This window comes from Bacillus capparidis (assembly GCF_017832095.1).
GTDB classification, from domain to species: domain Bacteria; phylum Bacillota; class Bacilli; order Bacillales; family Bacillaceae; genus Bacillus; species Bacillus gobiensis.
On record NZ_JAFDST010000001.1, the window covers coordinates 920,711 to 937,709 of the forward strand.

The following is a 16,999-nucleotide window of genomic DNA, read 5'->3' on the forward strand; positions in this document are numbered from 1 at the left end:
TTAGAATTTCCTCGCCCATTCTCTCATTGCCTCTACGTTTTCTGAAATAAGATCCATTCGATCAACACCGAATTGCTCAACGATGCTCGATGCGATTTCCCACGCGACCACCGCTTCAGCAACTACGCTCGCTGCCGGCACAGCACAGCTGTCGGATCGTTCGATGCTTGCGGAAAATGGCTCTTTCGATTCAATGTCAACGCTTTTTAACGGCTTATAAAGGGTTGGGATCGGCTTCATCACACCGCGGACGACAATCGGCATCCCTGTTGACATGCCGCCTTCCAGACCGCCTAAACGATTTGTTGATCTCGTATACCCTTTCTCCTCATCCCATACGATTTCATCGTGTACTTCACTTCCGTTTTTCCGTGCAGCTTCAAAGCCGATGCCAAATTCTACGCCTTTGAAAGCGTTGATGCTCAGCACTGCTCCGGCTAGTTTGCTGTCAAGCTTGCGGTCGTAATGGGTATAGCTTCCGACGCCGACCGGCATGCCTTCTACGATGACCTCAACGACTCCGCCAATGCTGTCTCCTGCTGCTTTCGCATCATCGATCGCTTTCATCATCTTGGCTTCTGCTTCTTCATCAAAGCAACGGACAGGTGAATTTTCAGTCACTTCTTTTAGTTCTTCAAGATTTGCGTACTCTGCTTTTTCAGCTTTAACTCCGCCGATTTCAAGAACATGGCCGGCAACGGTAATTCCTAATTCAGACAATATTTTTTTCGCAACGGCTCCCGCTGCCACGCGAATGGTCGTTTCCCTGGCAGATGAACGCTCCAACACGTTACGGATGTCACGGTGATTATACTTTATTGCACCATTTAAATCCGCATGTCCCGGCCGCGGACGCGAAATTTGCCGTTTCATCTCTTTTTCCTGTTCTTCCGTAATTGGCTCGGCACCCATTATTTTCGTCCAATGGGTCCAATCTTTATTTTCTACTACAAGAGCCACTGGCGATCCCAGCGTCTTTCCATGCCTGATTCCGCTCATGATTTGAACCTGGTCTTTTTCGATCTGCATCCGTCTTCCGCGGCCATGACCCTTTTGCCTTCTGGATAATTCAAAGTTTATGTCTTCATTCGTTATGTATAGACCGGCAGGAACACCTTCTATAATTGCTGTTAATTGGGGACCGTGTGATTCTCCGGCTGTTAAGTATCTCATGTCTTGTTTCTCCCTTCATTACATTAACGCTTTTAAGTAAAACTATATCATTGAATCGAAAAAAAGTCATGCTAACTTTTTTGATAAAAAAACGTGTCCACTGACTCCAGTCCATATTTTTCGGGATGAAAAATTTGTTCTGTGCTTCCTACAAACAGAATTCCTTTGTTTAGCAAGCTATCGCTCATTTTTTGATACAGTGTTTCCTTTGCTGCTTCCGTAAAATAAATAAACACGTTTCTGCAAACAATTAAATCAAATTCGTTCTCGTACAGATCGGCAAGTAGATTATGCGTTTTAAAGGTGATGTGCTTTTTTATGCATTCTTTTACCACATACGTATCTTCATTTTTCTCAAAAAACTCTCTTTTTATTGATTCCGGAACTTCCTGCAGAGACCTTTTTTGATATTCTCCTTTTATCGCAGTTTGAAGTGCTTTCGCATCTATGTCTGTGGCGATAATTTGATATCCCGACACAGGCTTTGCTTTTTCTAAAATCATCGCAAGCGTATAGGGATCTTCTCCAGTTGAACAGGCAGCACTCCACACCTTCAGCATTTTGCCGGACTGTAACATAGGCAGCATTTTCTCTTCAAGAACCGCCCAGCGTTTATAATTTCTGTAAAATTCAGATACATTTATCGTCATCCGGTCAAGTGTTTCATTCAAAAGCAGCGTATCTTCAGCAACCGCTTTTGCAAACTCCCTAAAATGCCGATACCCCTTTTTCTCATATAAGGAGGTCAGCCGCCTTTTCATCTGCGCCTCTTTATAAAGCGCTAAGTTAATGTTCGTCAGTTCCTTCCATTTCTCAACAAAATACTTATAGTCGTTCATTATGCTCTCCCAAATATAAAATTGAACTTCAATCAGCGGGTATTTTGAGGGCAAGGATGTGTCTGTGAAGGCTTTGAAGCAAAGATCTCAGAGGTTTTAGCCTTTGTTCTTTCGTTACCCTTTGATTGCCATGGCCGCTTTTAGCATTGATTCCCCAGCATAACCATTAGACGTTTCCTATGACATAGTATACCTTCAATTGGCGTACACTGCGCACGAAAAAAGAAAAAAATCAGCATTTTCAGCTGATTTTTAGTAGACCCATTGATTCAACTCATTTTTATCTTCAATGAGATCTTCCGATTCAAAAAACAAATTAATTTCCCGTTCTGCACTTTCAAAAGAATCTGAACCATGGATGATGTTTTTTCTGACGGCCATGCCGTAATCACCGCGGATCGTTCCCGGAAGAGCATCTTTCGGATTTGTTGAACCGATCATCTGCCTGGTAATTTCAACGACATTTTCGCCCTGCCACACCATTGCAAATACGGGGCCGGATGTTATAAATTCAACAAGGTCTTTAAAAAAAGGCTTGTCTTTATGTTCGGCATAATGCTGTTCAGCTGTATGTACTGGAATCCACATCAATTTTGCTGCGACTAACTGCAAACCCTTTCTTTCAAGCCTGGAGATGATCTCACCTACTAGCTGCCGCTTGACACCATCAGGTTTCACCATTAAAAAACTCTTGTTTTCCATTTTCTCCACCCCGCAAATTATGTATGTATTCTTTAAAATCTTATCATTTTATAATGAAATTATCAAAGCGCATAATGCGCATGTTTCAATAAATGAGGAATTCGGCGCATAGGATGTGCTGGTGAAGGCGTTGCAGCAGAACACCTAAAGTAACAGCCATCGTAAATACACCCACTGATTGTTAATGATCCCTCCTAAGACCTATACGATAGCAAGCATAGAAGCGGGGATTAATGAAAATAACCAGGCTGTTTACGATTTTCTTTTTCCGATATACTTAGCAATGGATCGCAAAGAAGTTCTCGCCCGATTTTTCGGCAAAAGCTGCAGCTGGCGAAATGCTTTTTTTAAATATAGATCACTAATGGCAAGCGATTTCTCAATTGCATCTGTTTGATTGATTCTATCAATGACAGGCATAAGCTGTTCATATCCCGTTTCTTCGGATATGTTATTCAACATAGCTGCTATATCGGGATTCTTTCTTGCCAGAAGTACTGGCAGTGTAACATTCCCTTGCAACAGATCCCCTCCGACAGGCTTCCCCAATTCTGCTTCACTCGAAGTAAAATCAAGTACATCGTCGACGATCTGGTAGGACATTCCAACGTAATACCCGAACCAATATAACGTTTCGTGCGTTTTCTTATCCGCCCCTGATGCAATAGCCCCCAGCTGGCAGCTGGCAGCAATCAATACTGCTGTTTTACGTTTGATTCTTCGCAAATAGGTTCGAAACGACTGCTCCATATTGTATTTATCCTTGATTTGTTCAATTTCGCCCAGGCACACTTCAACGATCGTTTTTGAAAGAATTTCATGAGCGGCAGGCTCTTTTATCTTCGTCATAAATTCTAGAGATCTGGCGAATAAATAATCCCCTGTATACATAGCGATTCGGTTATCCCATTTCGCCTTTATCGTTGGCTTGCCTCTTCTTAATTCGGCATCGTCAATGACATCATCGTGTACTAACGAAGCCATATGAATGAGCTCGAGCGCTACTGCTACATGCTTTATCCTGTGAATATCGTATTCTCCGAACATTCCAGAAAGCAAAACAAAAACTGGTCGAATTCTTTTTCCACCAGCCTGCAGCAAATGAAGCCCTGCTTCACTCAATAAAGAATAATCGGATTGGACGGTACGCTCCAGCTCCTTCTCAATTAAATCAATATCTTCGTTTAAAAAAGAATATAAGCTATTAAATTTCATTTTCGTCACCCTAATGCTTCATTATTCATCCTTCCAGCCGATATGCGTTGCAGCAACACCACCGGTAAACGAATGGTAGTTTACACGTTTCAGCCCCGCTTCTTCGAAAAGGTCTGCAAGCCCACTCATACCCGGAAAATTTCGTGCTGATTCCTGAAGCCATGAGTATTCGGCGTAGCTTTTAGCAAACATTTTTCCAAACATAGGCATTATGTATTTGAAATAAAAAAAATAGAGCTGTTTGAAGCCGATGAGTGTAGGCTGAGAGGTTTCCAGACAGACGATTTGCCCTCCCGGCTTAGCTACTCTGGCCATTTCTTTAAGAACTGTGAGATAATCAGGAACGTTTCTCAGACCGAAACCAATCGTCACGTAATCAAATGTGTGATCAGGAAAAGGGAGTTCCATCGCATTCCCATGAAGCAAATCAGCTTGGGTTAAGCCTTCATTTTTTATTTTTTGCCGGCCGATGCTCAGCATGTTTTTGCTGAAATCCAGTCCGACAACTTTCCCATTCTTTCCAACTGCCCGAGCAAGATCTAATGTCCAGTCTCCTGTTCCGCAGCACACATCCAAAGCTTTGGCTCCTTGTTGGACGTTCATGATTTTCATTGTACGATCCCGCCATTTTTTGTGCTGCTTAAAGCTGATCACCGAATTCATGCGGTCATAATTTTTGTATATTTTTTCAAAAACGCCGTGAACTCTCTCTTCTTTAGACTGCTGCATAGCTCTACCCTTCTTCCACTTTCTGATGATACGTCCAAAGCTCCTGTTTAATGGCATTCAGCCTATCAATTAAAGAGGTTTGAATAAGAGGTTTATTTGATAATAATTCTTTGATTGAAGCCACAGCTATATTGTATCTCGAATCCTTAATTTCATGCTGATTCTCATGATCGGAAAAATATGAGGAATTGGGAGATTCGCCACCAAGAGGCTTAAATAGCTTAGGATCGCTCATAATTCGTTTATAGACTAGAAAATCATTGGCAATGACATTCCAGCTTGGTATTTTCAAATGCTCGGCAATATATTTAAATAAAGCCGATTCAATGTTTCCCAGGCTTGAAAAGAAAGCATTAAGATCATTTATGGAGCGGTCATACAGACGGACTTTGTGTTCATTAATTTCTTTAATGGCAGTTGCGAGAGTTCGAATCATGAAAATATCCTTCATGTCTGAAAGCAAAGAATAATATAATCCGCTAAAGTAATCTCCTGCCAAAACAGTTAATTGCCGGTTCTTTTGGTCGTCCAACGCAAGAGCCGTTTCCGTATTCACATCTTCATGGGTATCAAGGGCAATCTGGACGAGCATGGCTGTAATAATATAATTTTCTTTATCCGCCTCTGCCAGCACACTTTCTTCAAACAAAGCATGAAAAAGAAACAGTTTATCCCGATCCACTTTAGGCGCTGGCAGGTTCTTGGCTAAATATGGATGAGACAGCTTTTTGTTTAATTTCTTTTCTAATTCAAAAATATTCTTATCGATGTCATGCAAAAGATATCACCCTTGTCCCAGAATTACACTTGATGTCAGCCAAATAAGTATCGTACATGTTAGTAAACAAGAGATATTATAGCATAATGCTCTCCCTTTGGCTGATTAGAAAGTGGAATCATTGTTTGATTCCTTATTCAATGTTGTTATTTTTTCGCATCACTGCTTATTTCACCATGGGAGGTTTGGATGAACGCTTCACCTCTGACCTTTATCGCAGAAGTATGTTCTGTGAATTGCGCAATGATCACTTCTCCTTTATCCAGCTTTTCTGAATGGTGAAATCTGGTGTCCGCCCCTCTTGTTAATCCTATTACGTTTACTCCATCTTGCATCGCCTTTATTACAATATAATCAGCAAGAGGCTTATTATTCATAGATTTGACACCTCTATCTCTTAATTATTAATCAGACTGAGCACTTCCGACCTTGCAGCCACATCATCTCTGAATGTTCCTCTGACTGCAGAGGTAATCGTTTTCGATCCGGGCTTTTTAACTCCGCGCATTGTCATGCACATATGCTCCGCTTCTACAACCACCATCACTCCATGAGGATCGAGAGTATCTAAAATGCTGTCTGCAATCGTCGACGTGATCCGTTCCTGAAGCTGCGGCCGTTTGGCAACAGCATCCACCGCCCGGGCAAGCTTGCTTAATCCAGTCACTTTTCCTCCTCTTGGAATATATGCAACATGCGCTTTACCAAAGAAAGGAACCAGGTGATGCTCGCACATTGAATAGAAAGGAATATCCTTCACTAATACAAGCTCTTCATGCTCTTCGCCAAAAATGGTTTGAAAATGTTCTTTCGGATCTTCATTAAGCCCGGAAAAAACTTCTCTGTACATTTTGGCAACTCTCTTAGGAGTATCTTCTAAACCTTCTCTGTTAGGGTCTTCACCAATTGCTTCTAATATTTGCCGAACGGCAAGCTCTATTTTTTCTATATTCATTTCGTTCATCTACGTCCTCCAGCAATATTCGCTACATGTAATCAAATACTAGCACAAAACAAGCTGTAAAATCAAAGTGTAAAGTTTTTTCTACCAGAAACTTATGTTTAAATAGAAAAGCCCCTCATAAAAGGGGCTTTTCTATTTAAAAATGGCGTGTATGTATGATTGTGGCATACACTTAAATTTTCCTGCTTTATTTTCCAGAAACAGCGTCTTTAAGCGCTTTACCAGGTTTGAAAGCAGGTACCTTGCTAGCTGGAATTTCGATTTCTTCACCTGTTTGCGGGTTACGTCCTTTACGTGCAGAGCGCTCGCGAACCTCAAAGTTACCGAAACCGATGAGTTGAATCTTTTCACCACTTTTAAGTGCATCTAAAATTGTATCAAAAACAGAATCAACTGCTTTTGTAGCATCCTTTTTAGATAATTCACTTGCTTCTGCTACTGCGTTAATTAGTTCTGTCTTGTTCATGCCTTTCACCTCCTCCCAAAGATATGGGTATAAATTATCTTCATTTCTTCACAGTTCCGCCAGTTTCTATACCTCAACGCCAGAATTTTGTGAGTGAGAAAGAAAAAGGCATCGAAACTTACATGAGAAATCTTCCCTACAAGGAATGTATATCCAAGGGAGTGAAGATTTTCTCTATGTAGAGTAACACATAAAAATGTGCATATCAAGCATTTTAAAGGGTTGAACCCTTGTTGGTCAAGGAATCCGACTCATTTTCCGAACAAATATTCTTATTTTATCCAGAAGACTGTCTGCTTCTCTTCTGTCTTAAGAAATAGAAAAAGACCTCCTTCGATAAAAAGAGGTCTACAGGATGATGGCAATTAAGCCGCCAGAGCCTTCATTAATGATACGTTCGAGCGTTTCCTTCAGCTTATACCTTGCATTTTCCGGCATTAACGAGAGCTTCGCTTGAATCCCTTCCCTAACAATCGAGCTCAATGAACGGCCGAAAATATCTGAATTCCAAATAGACAGCGGATCATCTTCAAAGTCCTGCATCAAATATCTGACAAGTTCCTCACTTTGTTTTTCTGTTCCAATGATAGGGGCAAATTCACTCTCGACATCCACTTTTATCATGTGGATTGAAGGAGCTACCGCTTTAAGCCGGACACCGAATCTCGATCCCTGCCTGATAATTTCCGGTTCATCGAGGCTCATATCCGTCAAAGCTGGAGCCGCTACGCCATACCCAGTTTGTTTGACCATTTTCAATGCATCGGAAACCTGGTCGTATTCTGACTTTGCATGGGCAAATTCCTGCATGAGCTGGAGAAGGTGGTCTTTCCCTCTAATTTCAACCCCTACTACTTCTTTTAATATGTCATCATACAAATAATCCGGCGCATACAAATCGATTTCAGCAATACCCTGGCCCATTTCGATTCCCGCCAAGCTGGCCTTATCGATAAACTCAAAATCACTGAAATGGCCAACAACCCGGTCAACATCCCGCAGCCTCTTTATATCCTTTACTGTTTCTTTTACTGATTCTTGATAGTTTTCCCTGAGCCAATGATTTTCCTTGAGCACCATTACCCAGCTCGGAAGATTAACATTTACCTCTAGAACAGGAAACTCATATAATGCTTCTCTCAATACATTAAGCACGTCTGTTTCGCGCATGCTTTCTACACTTATTGCCAAGACAGGAATATCATATTTCTCAGTTAGCTCATTTCTCAAGGCCTCTGTCTCAGGGTGGTAAGGTCTGGTCGAATTTATGACCATAATAAATGGTTTTCCAACTTCTTTCAACTCATCAATCACTCGTTCTTCTGCTTCAATATAGTCGTAGCGCGGTATATCGCCAATGGTTCCGTCTGTCGTGATGACGACTCCGATCGTGGAATGCTCGGTAATTACTTTTCGCGTGCCGATTTCTGCAGCTTCATGGAAGGGAATAGGGTCCTCATACCAAGGAGTATTTATCATTCTTGGACCGTTTTCGTCTTCATATCCTTTAGCTCCCGGAACGGTGTATCCTACACAATCGACTAACCGAATATTAACATTAAGCCCTTCGCTTACATGAACGGACATAGCTTGGTTCGGAACAAATTTCGGTTCGGTCGTCATAATCGTTTTTCCCGCAGCACTTTGAGGAAGCTCATCTTGTGCTCGAGCTCTATCAGCCTCATTATTAATGTTAGGGAGTACTACAAGCTCCATGAATTTCTTAATAAAAGTGGATTTCCCTGTACGAACAGCTCCAACTACACCTAAGTATATATCGCCACCTGTTCGTTCAGCGATATCCTTGAAAATATCAACCTTTTCCAAGTGATCCCCTCCCGGACTTCCAATCCATTCATTTTTAGATTTAACTCACAATACAGGACACTATATGTTTATGACATTGTCCTATTTCGATATGACAATTGCTTGAAAAAATATTTACATTGAAGGTCTCGTTTTTCTCACAAAAAAACCTTTCTACACATTTGTATGATGTACAGAAAGGTTCATGCCTGTTTCTTAAAAATTATGTGAAACTTCTATCAGCGGGGTTTCAACTTACTGGATTTGCTAGTGGAGGCGCCCGCAGAAAGACAACTTCAGCCTATCCGTCCGCGATCCTCTATTTGAAATAATTTCGGTAGCACTACTTCTCCATAATCGAAATAAATTCAGGTTCCCCTTTTTCATTCAATGTATATCCAGGGGAAAAAGCCGGGACAAAGGGCGTCTCTTTCCAATATATATCCTGAATGGGCGCTCCCTTTGAATACAATTCATTTCTATGATCTAAGAGAAAAGATAAATCCGACCGATAGTCAACAACGATTTCTCCATGACCGTCTATCAAGAGCGGAAGAGAATTTCCGGTAACCGGGCTCGTCACCTCTGGAGGCTGCTTCAATCCCAGTTTTTCATAGTTTAATGCAAACAGTCCCCCAGCCATCTCTTTATGAAACGGAGGATATTTATGGCGGTCCTTGTACATTTGGAGCAAAAGCTTTAATTTCCTGATTTCTTCACTGATTTTGAGGTCGATCAGCTTTACGGTTGGTTTATTTTCAACATCTGTCAGGACGTACAAATACTCTCCCCCATTTTCAAATGACGTTCCCGGAGGCTCAGTCAAATACCTTGGCGAAAGACGGTCGAAATCAATTACATATTTTTGATAGAGGGGTGTATCCGTGCCGCTCGTTTTTATCGGCAGCAGTCCTCCGTTGTCTTTCTTGAATTCATTCACTGCTTCTTGAACTCCTGACAGTTGGTCGTTTTTTGGCACCATTTGATGAATCTTTTTTTCCTCAGGATACAAACATCCCGAAAGAAGCAAGATAACTGAAATCACGCATAAAATCTTTTGGACTCTCATCATATCATTCTTCCTTTTCGCAGGGCTATTCTTGGACCGGACCGCTGAAAACAACGAAAAAAACGATAATGCCGGACAGGATCATGCATATATATGCCAGTCCTGAGACAAAAAATTTAAGATAACGGTTATTGAACTTATATCGGCTTAAATAGATTGATAGAACAGCAACAGCCATCAGCCCCATTGAAGCAAGAGCAAACCACATTTTTAACAGCCCAATGCTCAAAATAAGAGACCCCCCGTCAACCGTAATAATGTAAGCGCTATAATTAATTGTAATACAACCTTATGCTTTTAATCAATTGTATTCCGTCCAAAAAAAATGGAGCAAAGCGGGAACTTTACTCCAGTGAAACATGACTATTATAACCCAAATCGGCCAAAGCAGCTCATCCTACTTCAAGGTTATGTTATGCGGCTAATAGGACAATTGTATCCTCTTTTGCCCAGTTCTCTAAAAAGTTTCTTATTTGTTCATCTGGCTTTCGAACATGTTCACCAAATCTTCCATTTCATGTGTTCTTCCGCGAGCCATCAGAGATTCTACGGCATCATTCACATTTCTGCCGTTAAACAATACGCCGTACAGAGCTTCGGTGATCGGCATCTTGACGTTCATTTTTTGAGAAAGCTGAAAGGCTGCTCTCGTCGTCCTGACACCTTCTACGACCATACCCATTTGTTCAAGCACGTCTTCCAGCTTATACCCTTTCCCGAGCAAATTTCCGGCCCGCAAGTTTCTGGAGTGAACACTTGTACAAGTCACAATTAAATCTCCAATCCCCGTAAGGCCTGAAAATGTAAGCGGATTGGCGCCTATTGCCGTTCCTATCCGGGCAATTTCTGCCAAGCCTCTAGTAATAAGAGCCGCTTTTGCATTATCACCGTACCCAAGTCCGTTTGTGACTCCTGTAGCAAGAGCGATAACATTTTTCAGCGCCCCGCCGATTTCGACGCCAACAATATCAGGATTGGTGTATACCCGAAAATTTTGATTCATGAACAAGTCTTGGATCTTTCTGGCTTGAGACAAGTCCTTCGACGATACCGTGACCGTAGTCGGCTGGCGAAGCCCGACCTCTTCAGCATGGCTCGGTCCGGAAAGAACAATGATCGCATCCCTCAGATGATCAGGGAGTTCCTCTTCCATCATTTCAGAAATACGGAGAAGAGAATCAGGCTCGATCCCTTTACTCACATGGACAAATGGCAGCCCTTTCTGCATATGGGGAATAAGTTTTTTCAAAACTTCCCTTATCGCTTTTGTCGGAACAGCAACGATTACCACATCACTGTTTTCGACTGCTTTTTTCAAATCGGTCGTTGCATTGATTTGAGAAGATAGCTTTACGCCCGGTAAATACTTCGAGTTTTCTTTTTTGTCATTAATTTGATCCACAAGCTCTTGCCTGTGGCCCCATAATTGGACCTGATGCCCGTTGTCTGCAAGAACCGCTGACAGTGCTGTTCCCCAGCTGCCTGCGCCGAGCATTGAAATAGTTTTCATGAACGATCACAACCTTTTGTCGATTTCTCTTATTTTCTGGCTCGCGCAAAGATTTTAATTGGCGTCCCTTCAAACCCGAAGGCATCTCTTATGCGATTTTCTAAAAAGCGCTCATAGGAGAAATGCATCAGCTCTGGATCGTTAACAAACACAACAAATGTTGGAGGTTTAACCGCCACTTGAGTGGCATAAAAAATCTTCAGCCTCTGGCCGTTATGGGTTGGCGTCGGATTCATTGCAACGGCATCCATTAAGACATCGTTCAACACATTTGTCTGAACCCTTAAGGAATGATTTTCGCCGGCAGTAATAATTGCAGGCATCAACGTGTGAATTCTCTTTTTCGTAAGAGCAGACATAAAGAGAAGAGGCGCATAATCAAGATATTGAAAATGAGCACGAAAGTTTTCTTCAAATTGATTCATCGTCTTTTCATCTTTTTCAACGGCATCCCATTTGTTTACGACAACAACGACGGCTTTCCCCGCTTCATGCGCATAGCCGGCTATTTTTTTATCTTGTTCTATAATTCCTTCTTCTCCATCGAGAACAACAACGACCACCTCGGAGCGTTCAATTGCCTTTAATGCCCGAAGCACACTGTATTTTTCAGTCGTTTCATATACTTTGCCTCTTTTGCGCATTCCTGCAGTGTCAACGATCACAAATTCCTGCTGGTTATACGTAAACACAGTATCGACTGCATCTCTAGTGGTGCCTGCGATATCACTGACAATCACTCGGTCTTCCCCAAGCATCGCATTCACTAAAGAGGATTTCCCAACATTCGGCCGTCCGATTAAACAAAACTGAACAACATCTTCATCATAATTGGAATCGGGAATATTTTTGAAATGCTCAGCAATCGCATCGAGCAAATCCCCCATCCCAAGTCCGTGTGTCCCGGAAATCGGATACGGTTCTCCAAAGCCGAGAGAATAAAAATCATATGCATTCATTCTCATCTCTGTATTATCAAGCTTATTTACAGCCAGAACAACCGGTTTTTTCGAACGGTAAAGGATTTTGGCTACCTCTTCATCAGCAGAGGTCACCCCTTCACGTCCATTGACCATAAATACGATGACATCCGCTTCATCAATAGCGATCTCAGCCTGTTGGCGAATTTGCTCCATAAACGGTGCATCGCTTAATTCAATTCCTCCTGTATCAATTAAGTGAAAGCTGTAGTTCAGCCATTCAGCCGAGCTGTAAATCCGGTCTCTTGTTACCCCGGGTGTATCTTCAACAATCGAAATTCGTTCACCGGCCATACGGTTAAATATTGTGGATTTTCCTACATTTGGTCTTCCAACAATGGCTACGACTGGTTTACCCATAGAACCATTCCTTTCAAACGGCGATTCGCCACGAATAAAGAAACCCTTCTCTTATAGGGCAAGAAGGGCTTAACTTTATATATTATATCAATTCCTGTTTAAATCACAACTCTAAGGGCTAAAAATGTTTGACGATTAAAAACAAATCATCGCCAATTCCGTGAGCAATCCCGTCAAGTATCGCCTCAAGGTTTTTCGCGTATAACGCCATTTCCTCATCGTTCTCGCAGAAAAAAACAGCAGTTCCACCTATGACCCTTTTATGGTTTGTTGTTACTACAGCAAGGATATACTTCTCAAGTGATTCACTCATGTCATCACCTTTTTGTTTTTTTTACGTTCTGTAGACATTCTGATAGCATTCTCCAAAGTAGGCACATCTTCAATGACTTTGATTGCTTCATCAATTTCCTGGACTTGGGGCAGGACAAATATTCCTACCCTGCCATCCTCAAGATCGCGCTTAGCAAGCGGGCTCAGGCTTGGTTCTCCGGAATCCCGGTAGATCCCAAGTACGGTAGAAACATCGAAAAGAATAGCCTGCCGCTGCCCTAAATTCGCGATTGTCGTTTTTGCATTAAAATTTTTCGGCGTTAATATAAATCCCATTCCATATTTTAATATTAATTCCTGTTTCTCAGGCAAACCAATATTCATGATATAAATATTGTCAATATACAAGCCGGAATCTTTAAAATGCGGTTTTTCATATTTGATATCAACGATCTTTTTTAACGTCGCTCCCGACATTAGCTTTACGGCGCAAAAAAAGCAGATAAGCGCGATTGCAACTGCGGCCCACACTGATATAAAAATGTATGACGCAGTTGTTAGCAAAGAAGTGAAAATGACAAGGTAATTCCTGCTTTCAAACGCAATCGCGATTCCTTCTATGTATGTGCTGCCTCTTGAAACGAGCTCATAGGAATCGAGCTGTGTTAACGTATTGCGTTCCATATTCCGTACATCTCTGAACTGCGAAGCAGCGAGCGTCAAAAACGTGATTGCCGTGAATTCCTCTCTGAGTAAAGCAGGAAGGATGATACTTCCAAGCCCTGCAGCGATCAATCCGAGAGCGATATGAATGATCTTCCCGTGCAGATGCGATGGATACTGCCTGTAATCCGTTCTGAGCATGATAATTCGCGTCACAACCCCGGCAACCGTACCTAAAATGATCGGGAATACATAATTGCTCATGACATTTTGGATACCCCTTTTCCCATGTTTTTCATTCGTTGCGAAATTTGCTTTTTTAACGATTCGAATTGAGAGACTCCATAGAGTGCAACAATACCCACCGAGCTGCAAGACAGCCAGATATAACTGCCGATTATTGCTTCATCGTATATACGATGGATAATCAGCCAATAGAGCAGCTCTCCTTGGCACATGCCGGCAAGAAAAGTCCCCAGGCGGACCAACAGATTTTTCTCAAACGAAACAGCGATGATCAATGTTACCCCGGTTACCAGCCATTCCGGTTTTAGGATGAACCAAATCGGGTCATATAATGCAAACAGCATAAAAAAGCAGTATGAGAAAACGATGGAGAGATGAAGCATCACACTTCTTACGTTTTTATAAAATCGGTAACGCCCTGCAATAAAAAAGGCGGTTGCATAAAACAGCAAATACGCAGCGTTAAAAAGAAAATGAATTTGAAGTGTTATCTGACTAAGAATGATATTAATTAATAGAAAGATGGATACAACAAATCGAAAGTTATCTTTTTTCCATATAAACGTAGCAATAATCCATAGAAACCACATCGACCAATAGTAATAAAGCATTTCCAATCGTCTTCACCCTCCACACTTCAGTATGGAAAAGTCCGGCATATTTTAAACCGGAATGAATGGCATTATAAATTTTTTGAAAAACTAGTGGTGTATTAAGCTATACATTTAAGAAGAAGGGGGCGAAAAAATGGGTAAAGACAGGCAAGAAAAAAAATTGAAGAACGAGCGCAGGGTAGAGTCAGATCGGGATCCATCCATTCAGAAGAATGGTGCAACCAGGATCGAGCAAAATTCAAAGTAAGTGTTAAAAAAGCAGGCGAATCTCGAACCAGTTGGGTGAACACAAAAAAAGGCGAACATAAAAGTCCGCCTTTTTATCATTCAACTAATAAGAGTTATAGGTTTTCCATCTTATCCGAAGAAAATTATTTTAATTTTTTCAGCTTGTCTCCGATCATTTCGCCAAGCTGAAAGCCGCTGCCTTCATCTTTTGACTGGTATTGGCGGTAATCCTCTTCTTCCTTATTATCGGGTTCTTCAAGTTCACGAAGGCTTAAAGAAATACGTTCTTCTTCTTCATTTACATCGAGAACCTTGACATTCACAATCTGTCCTTCTTCAAGTACCTCGTGTGGTGTGCCAATATGTTTATTGGAAATTTGAGAAATATGAACCAAACCTTCTACGCCTGGCAAAATTTCAACGAAAGCTCCGAATGAAACAAGACGCTGCACTTTCCCTTCCAAGACGTCGCCTTTTTTCACTTTCTCATTTATTTGGCTCCATGGCCCTGGCAACGTTTCTTTAATTGATAAAGAAATCCGCTCATTATCACGGTCCACAGACAATACCTTAACATTAACTTCCTGACCTTCTTCCACGACATCTGATGGCTTGTCGACGTGGAAATGTGAAAGCTGGGAAATATGCACGAGGCCGTCAATTCCGCCGATATCGACGAAGGCTCCGAAATCTGTCAGCCTTTGGACTTTACCTTCTAAAACTGCACCCGCTTCCAGTGATTCTAGAAAGGTTTGTTTTTTTAATGTTTGTTCTTGCTCAATAACAGCGCGGTGGGATAAAATCACTCGATTTTTTTCTTTATCGAGTTCCACTACGATCAGTGTTAATGTTTTTTCTTTATAATCTGAGAAATCTTCTACATAATGGGCTTCAACAAGCGAGGCAGGAATAAAACCGCGCACACCGATATCCACTACTAAACCGCCTTTGACAACATCCTTGACTTCAGCTTCGAAGATTTCTTTCGTTTCGTATTTCTTCTCAAGGTCTTCCCAAGCACGATCAGCATCAACAGCGCGTTTCGATAAAATGATTGCCTCATCTTCAACTTTTGTAACTTTCAATTCAAGCTCATCATCTATAGCGACTACATCAGAAGCCTTCTCTACGTGCAGACTTGATAATTCGCTGATTGGAATAATACCATTCTGTTTCACGTTACTAATTTCAACGTCTACATGTTTGTCTTCAACCTTAATAACCAAACCTTTAACAATATCTCCAACCTCTGGTGCTTGAACGTCAAATTCGTTCATTTCCTCTGTCATTCCAATACCTCCTTGGTACAAACCTACAAAGCTTTTTTAAACGGACTGCACACAATACATGGCAGCCGAATATGTAGTTATGAAATTGATAAATGCTTAATTAGAAAAATCTTTATAATAAACTTCTAATAAATGCCCGATTTTGTCAAGTGATAAACCTGAAGTGAGGTCAATTTTTGAGACAAGATAACCAGATTTGGAATAATTACCTATGACTTATGATCTACTATTTGAAGAATCTTCTCGGCCACCTCTTGAATGGACAAAGAGGTCGTGTCGATTTCGATCGCATCTTCCGCTTTTCGAAGAGGAGAAATTTCACGTTCCGAGTCCAGTTTATCCCGTTTGGCGATTTCTTCTACTAGTATATCATAATTGACATCGTATCCCTTTTTCTTATTTTCCTCAAATCGCCTTTTCGCACGTTCCTGTACTGAGGCGAGCAAAAATATTTTTACTTCCGCATCAGGGAGCACATGCGTTCCGATGTCTCTGCCATCCATTACGACTCCGCCTTGCTCAGCCATTTTTCTTTGCCTCGCTACCAAGCTTTCCCTTACTTGTCCATGCTTTGCTACCAGTGAAACTTGATTGCTGACCTCATCAGTCCGAATTTCGTCTGTTACCTCATCATTGTTTACAAATACCTTTTGTTTGCCTGATTCAACAACCAAATCTATCGTTGTTCTTTTTAACAGTTCTGCAAGCTGGTTTTCATCAGCCAGATCGATTTGATTTTTAATAGCGGCGTATGTGACCGCACGATACATCGCGCCTGTGTCAATATATATAAATGATTTTTTCGTTGCGACAATTTTGGCGACTGTGCTTTTTCCAGCTGCTGCTGGCCCGTCAATCGCGATTGATAATTTTTTTTCCATAATACAACTCCTTGCTTCTTGCACCTTTAGTTCTTAAAGGTTTCAATCCATTCCTCAATTTTAATTTGATTCACACCTTCATAACGTACGGTCTTTGAAACGTATGGCTCAATATGCACGTAATGAAACAGAAGCTGAATACCGACAAGCATAATCATGTGCACCACTGCGATCTTAAATAATATCCGTTCGATGGATTTCACACCATGCACCT

Annotated in this window: 21 protein-coding genes; 1 reads left to right on the forward strand and 20 read right to left on the reverse strand. The window is 41.4% G+C overall.

Annotated features, from left to right (window positions below):
• From aroC to JOC74_RS04660, 17 genes are all read right to left on the reverse strand, one after another.
• Window positions 1-1,173 (reverse strand): chorismate synthase, encoded by a 1,173-nt coding sequence (gene aroC, locus JOC74_RS04580; RefSeq protein ID WP_053603174.1) that lies wholly within the window; start codon window positions 1,171-1,173, stop codon window positions 1-3.
• A gap of 71 nt (window positions 1,174-1,244) precedes the next feature.
• Window positions 1,245-2,012, reverse strand: a complete 768-nt coding sequence (locus tag JOC74_RS04585) for a CheR family methyltransferase (protein ID WP_053603175.1) — start codon at window positions 2,010-2,012, stop codon at window positions 1,245-1,247.
• A 252-nt stretch (window positions 2,013-2,264) separates the two neighbouring features.
• Entirely contained in the window at window positions 2,265-2,714 is a 450-nt protein-coding gene (ndk, locus tag JOC74_RS04590) for a nucleoside-diphosphate kinase (RefSeq protein WP_053603176.1), read from the reverse strand.
• A gap of 252 nt (window positions 2,715-2,966) precedes the next feature.
• Complete coding sequence (gene hepT, locus JOC74_RS04595; protein ID WP_053603177.1) at window positions 2,967-3,929, reverse strand: heptaprenyl diphosphate synthase component II; 963 nt, start codon at window positions 3,927-3,929, stop codon at window positions 2,967-2,969.
• A 21-nt stretch (window positions 3,930-3,950) separates the two neighbouring features.
• Entirely contained in the window at window positions 3,951-4,658 is a 708-nt protein-coding gene (locus JOC74_RS04600) for a demethylmenaquinone methyltransferase (protein ID WP_211086061.1), read from the reverse strand.
• Window positions 4,659-4,662: 4 nt separating this feature from the next.
• The gene (locus tag JOC74_RS04605; RefSeq protein WP_053603179.1) at window positions 4,663-5,436 is read right to left on the reverse strand and encodes a heptaprenyl diphosphate synthase component 1; all 774 of its coding nucleotides are present in this window, start codon (window positions 5,434-5,436) and stop codon (window positions 4,663-4,665) included.
• A gap of 146 nt (window positions 5,437-5,582) precedes the next feature.
• Entirely contained in the window at window positions 5,583-5,813 is a 231-nt protein-coding gene (mtrB, locus tag JOC74_RS04610; RefSeq protein ID WP_053603180.1) for a trp RNA-binding attenuation protein MtrB, read from the reverse strand.
• Between the two features lie 20 nt (window positions 5,814-5,833).
• Complete coding sequence (gene folE, locus JOC74_RS04615; RefSeq protein ID WP_053603181.1) at window positions 5,834-6,400, reverse strand: GTP cyclohydrolase I FolE; 567 nt, start codon at window positions 6,398-6,400, stop codon at window positions 5,834-5,836.
• Between the two features lie 187 nt (window positions 6,401-6,587).
• On the reverse strand, window positions 6,588-6,866 hold the full coding sequence (gene hbs / locus JOC74_RS04620; protein ID WP_053603182.1) for a non-specific DNA-binding protein Hbs: 279 nt from the start codon (window positions 6,864-6,866) through the stop codon (window positions 6,588-6,590).
• A 348-nt stretch (window positions 6,867-7,214) separates the two neighbouring features.
• The gene (gene spoIVA / locus JOC74_RS04625; protein WP_053603183.1) at window positions 7,215-8,693 is read right to left on the reverse strand and encodes a stage IV sporulation protein A; all 1,479 of its coding nucleotides are present in this window, start codon (window positions 8,691-8,693) and stop codon (window positions 7,215-7,217) included.
• Between the two features lie 322 nt (window positions 8,694-9,015).
• Window positions 9,016-9,744 (reverse strand): YphF family lipoprotein, encoded by a 729-nt coding sequence (locus JOC74_RS04630; RefSeq protein ID WP_082363832.1) that lies wholly within the window; start codon window positions 9,742-9,744, stop codon window positions 9,016-9,018.
• Window positions 9,745-9,766: 22 nt separating this feature from the next.
• Window positions 9,767-9,970 carry a DUF2768 domain-containing protein gene (locus tag JOC74_RS04635; RefSeq protein ID WP_053603184.1) on the reverse strand — a complete coding sequence of 68 codons (204 nt, stop codon included), beginning with the start codon at window positions 9,968-9,970 and terminating at the stop codon, window positions 9,767-9,769.
• 240 nt (window positions 9,971-10,210) lie between these two features.
• Window positions 10,211-11,251, reverse strand: coding sequence for an NAD(P)H-dependent glycerol-3-phosphate dehydrogenase (locus JOC74_RS04640; RefSeq protein WP_053603185.1), 1,041 nt, complete (start codon window positions 11,249-11,251; stop codon window positions 10,211-10,213).
• A 29-nt stretch (window positions 11,252-11,280) separates the two neighbouring features.
• Window positions 11,281-12,591, reverse strand: coding sequence for a ribosome biogenesis GTPase Der (der, locus tag JOC74_RS04645; RefSeq protein ID WP_053603186.1), 1,311 nt, complete (start codon window positions 12,589-12,591; stop codon window positions 11,281-11,283).
• Window positions 12,592-12,709: 118 nt separating this feature from the next.
• Window positions 12,710-12,904, reverse strand: a complete 195-nt coding sequence (locus JOC74_RS04650) for a capping complex subunit for YIEGIA (protein ID WP_053603187.1) — start codon at window positions 12,902-12,904, stop codon at window positions 12,710-12,712.
• Window positions 12,901-13,791 (reverse strand): YIEGIA family protein, encoded by an 891-nt coding sequence (locus tag JOC74_RS04655; protein WP_053603188.1) that lies wholly within the window; start codon window positions 13,789-13,791, stop codon window positions 12,901-12,903. Before JOC74_RS04655 ends, JOC74_RS04650 begins: the two co-directional genes overlap by 4 nt.
• Window positions 13,788-14,384, reverse strand: coding sequence for a YphA family membrane protein (locus JOC74_RS04660; protein WP_225970381.1), 597 nt, complete (start codon window positions 14,382-14,384; stop codon window positions 13,788-13,790). The genes JOC74_RS04655 and JOC74_RS04660 overlap by 4 nt, the downstream gene beginning before the upstream one ends.
• 136 nt (window positions 14,385-14,520) lie before the next feature.
• On the opposite strand from JOC74_RS04660, the gene JOC74_RS04665 reads away from it, so the two are divergent.
• A complete protein-coding gene (locus tag JOC74_RS04665; RefSeq protein WP_082363835.1) occupies window positions 14,521-14,634 on the forward strand; it encodes a YpzI family protein in 114 nt (37 codons plus the stop codon).
• A 124-nt stretch (window positions 14,635-14,758) separates the two neighbouring features.
• On the opposite strand, the gene rpsA is transcribed toward JOC74_RS04665, so the two are convergent.
• The 3 genes from rpsA to JOC74_RS04680 form a co-directional block, all read right to left on the reverse strand.
• Window positions 14,759-15,904, reverse strand: a complete 1,146-nt coding sequence (rpsA, locus tag JOC74_RS04670; protein WP_053603190.1) for a 30S ribosomal protein S1 — start codon at window positions 15,902-15,904, stop codon at window positions 14,759-14,761.
• 209 nt (window positions 15,905-16,113) lie between these two features.
• Window positions 16,114-16,785, reverse strand: a complete 672-nt coding sequence (gene cmk / locus JOC74_RS04675; RefSeq protein WP_053603191.1) for a (d)CMP kinase — start codon at window positions 16,783-16,785, stop codon at window positions 16,114-16,116.
• Between the two features lie 26 nt (window positions 16,786-16,811).
• Window positions 16,812-16,988: a YpfB family protein gene (locus JOC74_RS04680; RefSeq protein ID WP_098945209.1), complete on the reverse strand. Its 177-nt coding sequence runs from the start codon at window positions 16,986-16,988 to the stop codon at window positions 16,812-16,814.
• Between the last annotated feature and the right edge of the window lie 11 nt (window positions 16,989-16,999).

Coding starts and splice junctions, on each gene's coding strand:
- aroC (WP_053603174.1), bottom strand. CDS start 1,173: ATGAGATACTTAACAGCCGGAGAATCACACGGTCCCCAATTAACAGCA.
- folE (WP_053603181.1), bottom strand. CDS start 6,400: ATGAACGAAATGAATATAGAAAAAATAGAGCTTGCCGTTCGGCAAATA.
- JOC74_RS04640 (WP_053603185.1), bottom strand. CDS start 11,251: ATGAAAACTATTTCAATGCTCGGCGCAGGCAGCTGGGGAACAGCACTG.
- JOC74_RS04585 (WP_053603175.1), bottom strand. CDS start 2,012: ATGAACGACTATAAGTATTTTGTTGAGAAATGGAAGGAACTGACGAAC.
- cmk (WP_053603191.1), bottom strand. CDS start 16,785: ATGGAAAAAAAATTATCAATCGCGATTGACGGGCCAGCAGCAGCTGGA.
- hbs (WP_053603182.1), bottom strand. CDS start 6,866: ATGAACAAGACAGAACTAATTAACGCAGTAGCAGAAGCAAGTGAATTA.
- der (WP_053603186.1), bottom strand. CDS start 12,591: ATGGGTAAACCAGTCGTAGCCATTGTTGGAAGACCAAATGTAGGAAAA.
- rpsA (WP_053603190.1), bottom strand. CDS start 15,904: ATGACAGAGGAAATGAACGAATTTGACGTTCAAGCACCAGAGGTTGGA.
- JOC74_RS04660 (WP_225970381.1), bottom strand. CDS start 14,384: ATGCTTTATTACTATTGGTCGATGTGGTTTCTATGGATTATTGCTACG.
- JOC74_RS04665 (WP_082363835.1), top strand. CDS start 14,521: ATGGGTAAAGACAGGCAAGAAAAAAAATTGAAGAACGAGCGCAGGGTA.
- JOC74_RS04655 (WP_053603188.1), bottom strand. CDS start 13,791: ATGAGCAATTATGTATTCCCGATCATTTTAGGTACGGTTGCCGGGGTT.
- JOC74_RS04630 (WP_082363832.1), bottom strand. CDS start 9,744: ATGATGAGAGTCCAAAAGATTTTATGCGTGATTTCAGTTATCTTGCTT.
- hepT (WP_053603177.1), bottom strand. CDS start 3,929: ATGAAATTTAATAGCTTATATTCTTTTTTAAACGAAGATATTGATTTA.
- JOC74_RS04600 (WP_211086061.1), bottom strand. CDS start 4,658: ATGCAGCAGTCTAAAGAAGAGAGAGTTCACGGCGTTTTTGAAAAAATA.
- JOC74_RS04650 (WP_053603187.1), bottom strand. CDS start 12,904: ATGAGTGAATCACTTGAGAAGTATATCCTTGCTGTAGTAACAACAAAC.
- ndk (WP_053603176.1), bottom strand. CDS start 2,714: ATGGAAAACAAGAGTTTTTTAATGGTGAAACCTGATGGTGTCAAGCGG.
- mtrB (WP_053603180.1), bottom strand. CDS start 5,813: ATGAATAATAAGCCTCTTGCTGATTATATTGTAATAAAGGCGATGCAA.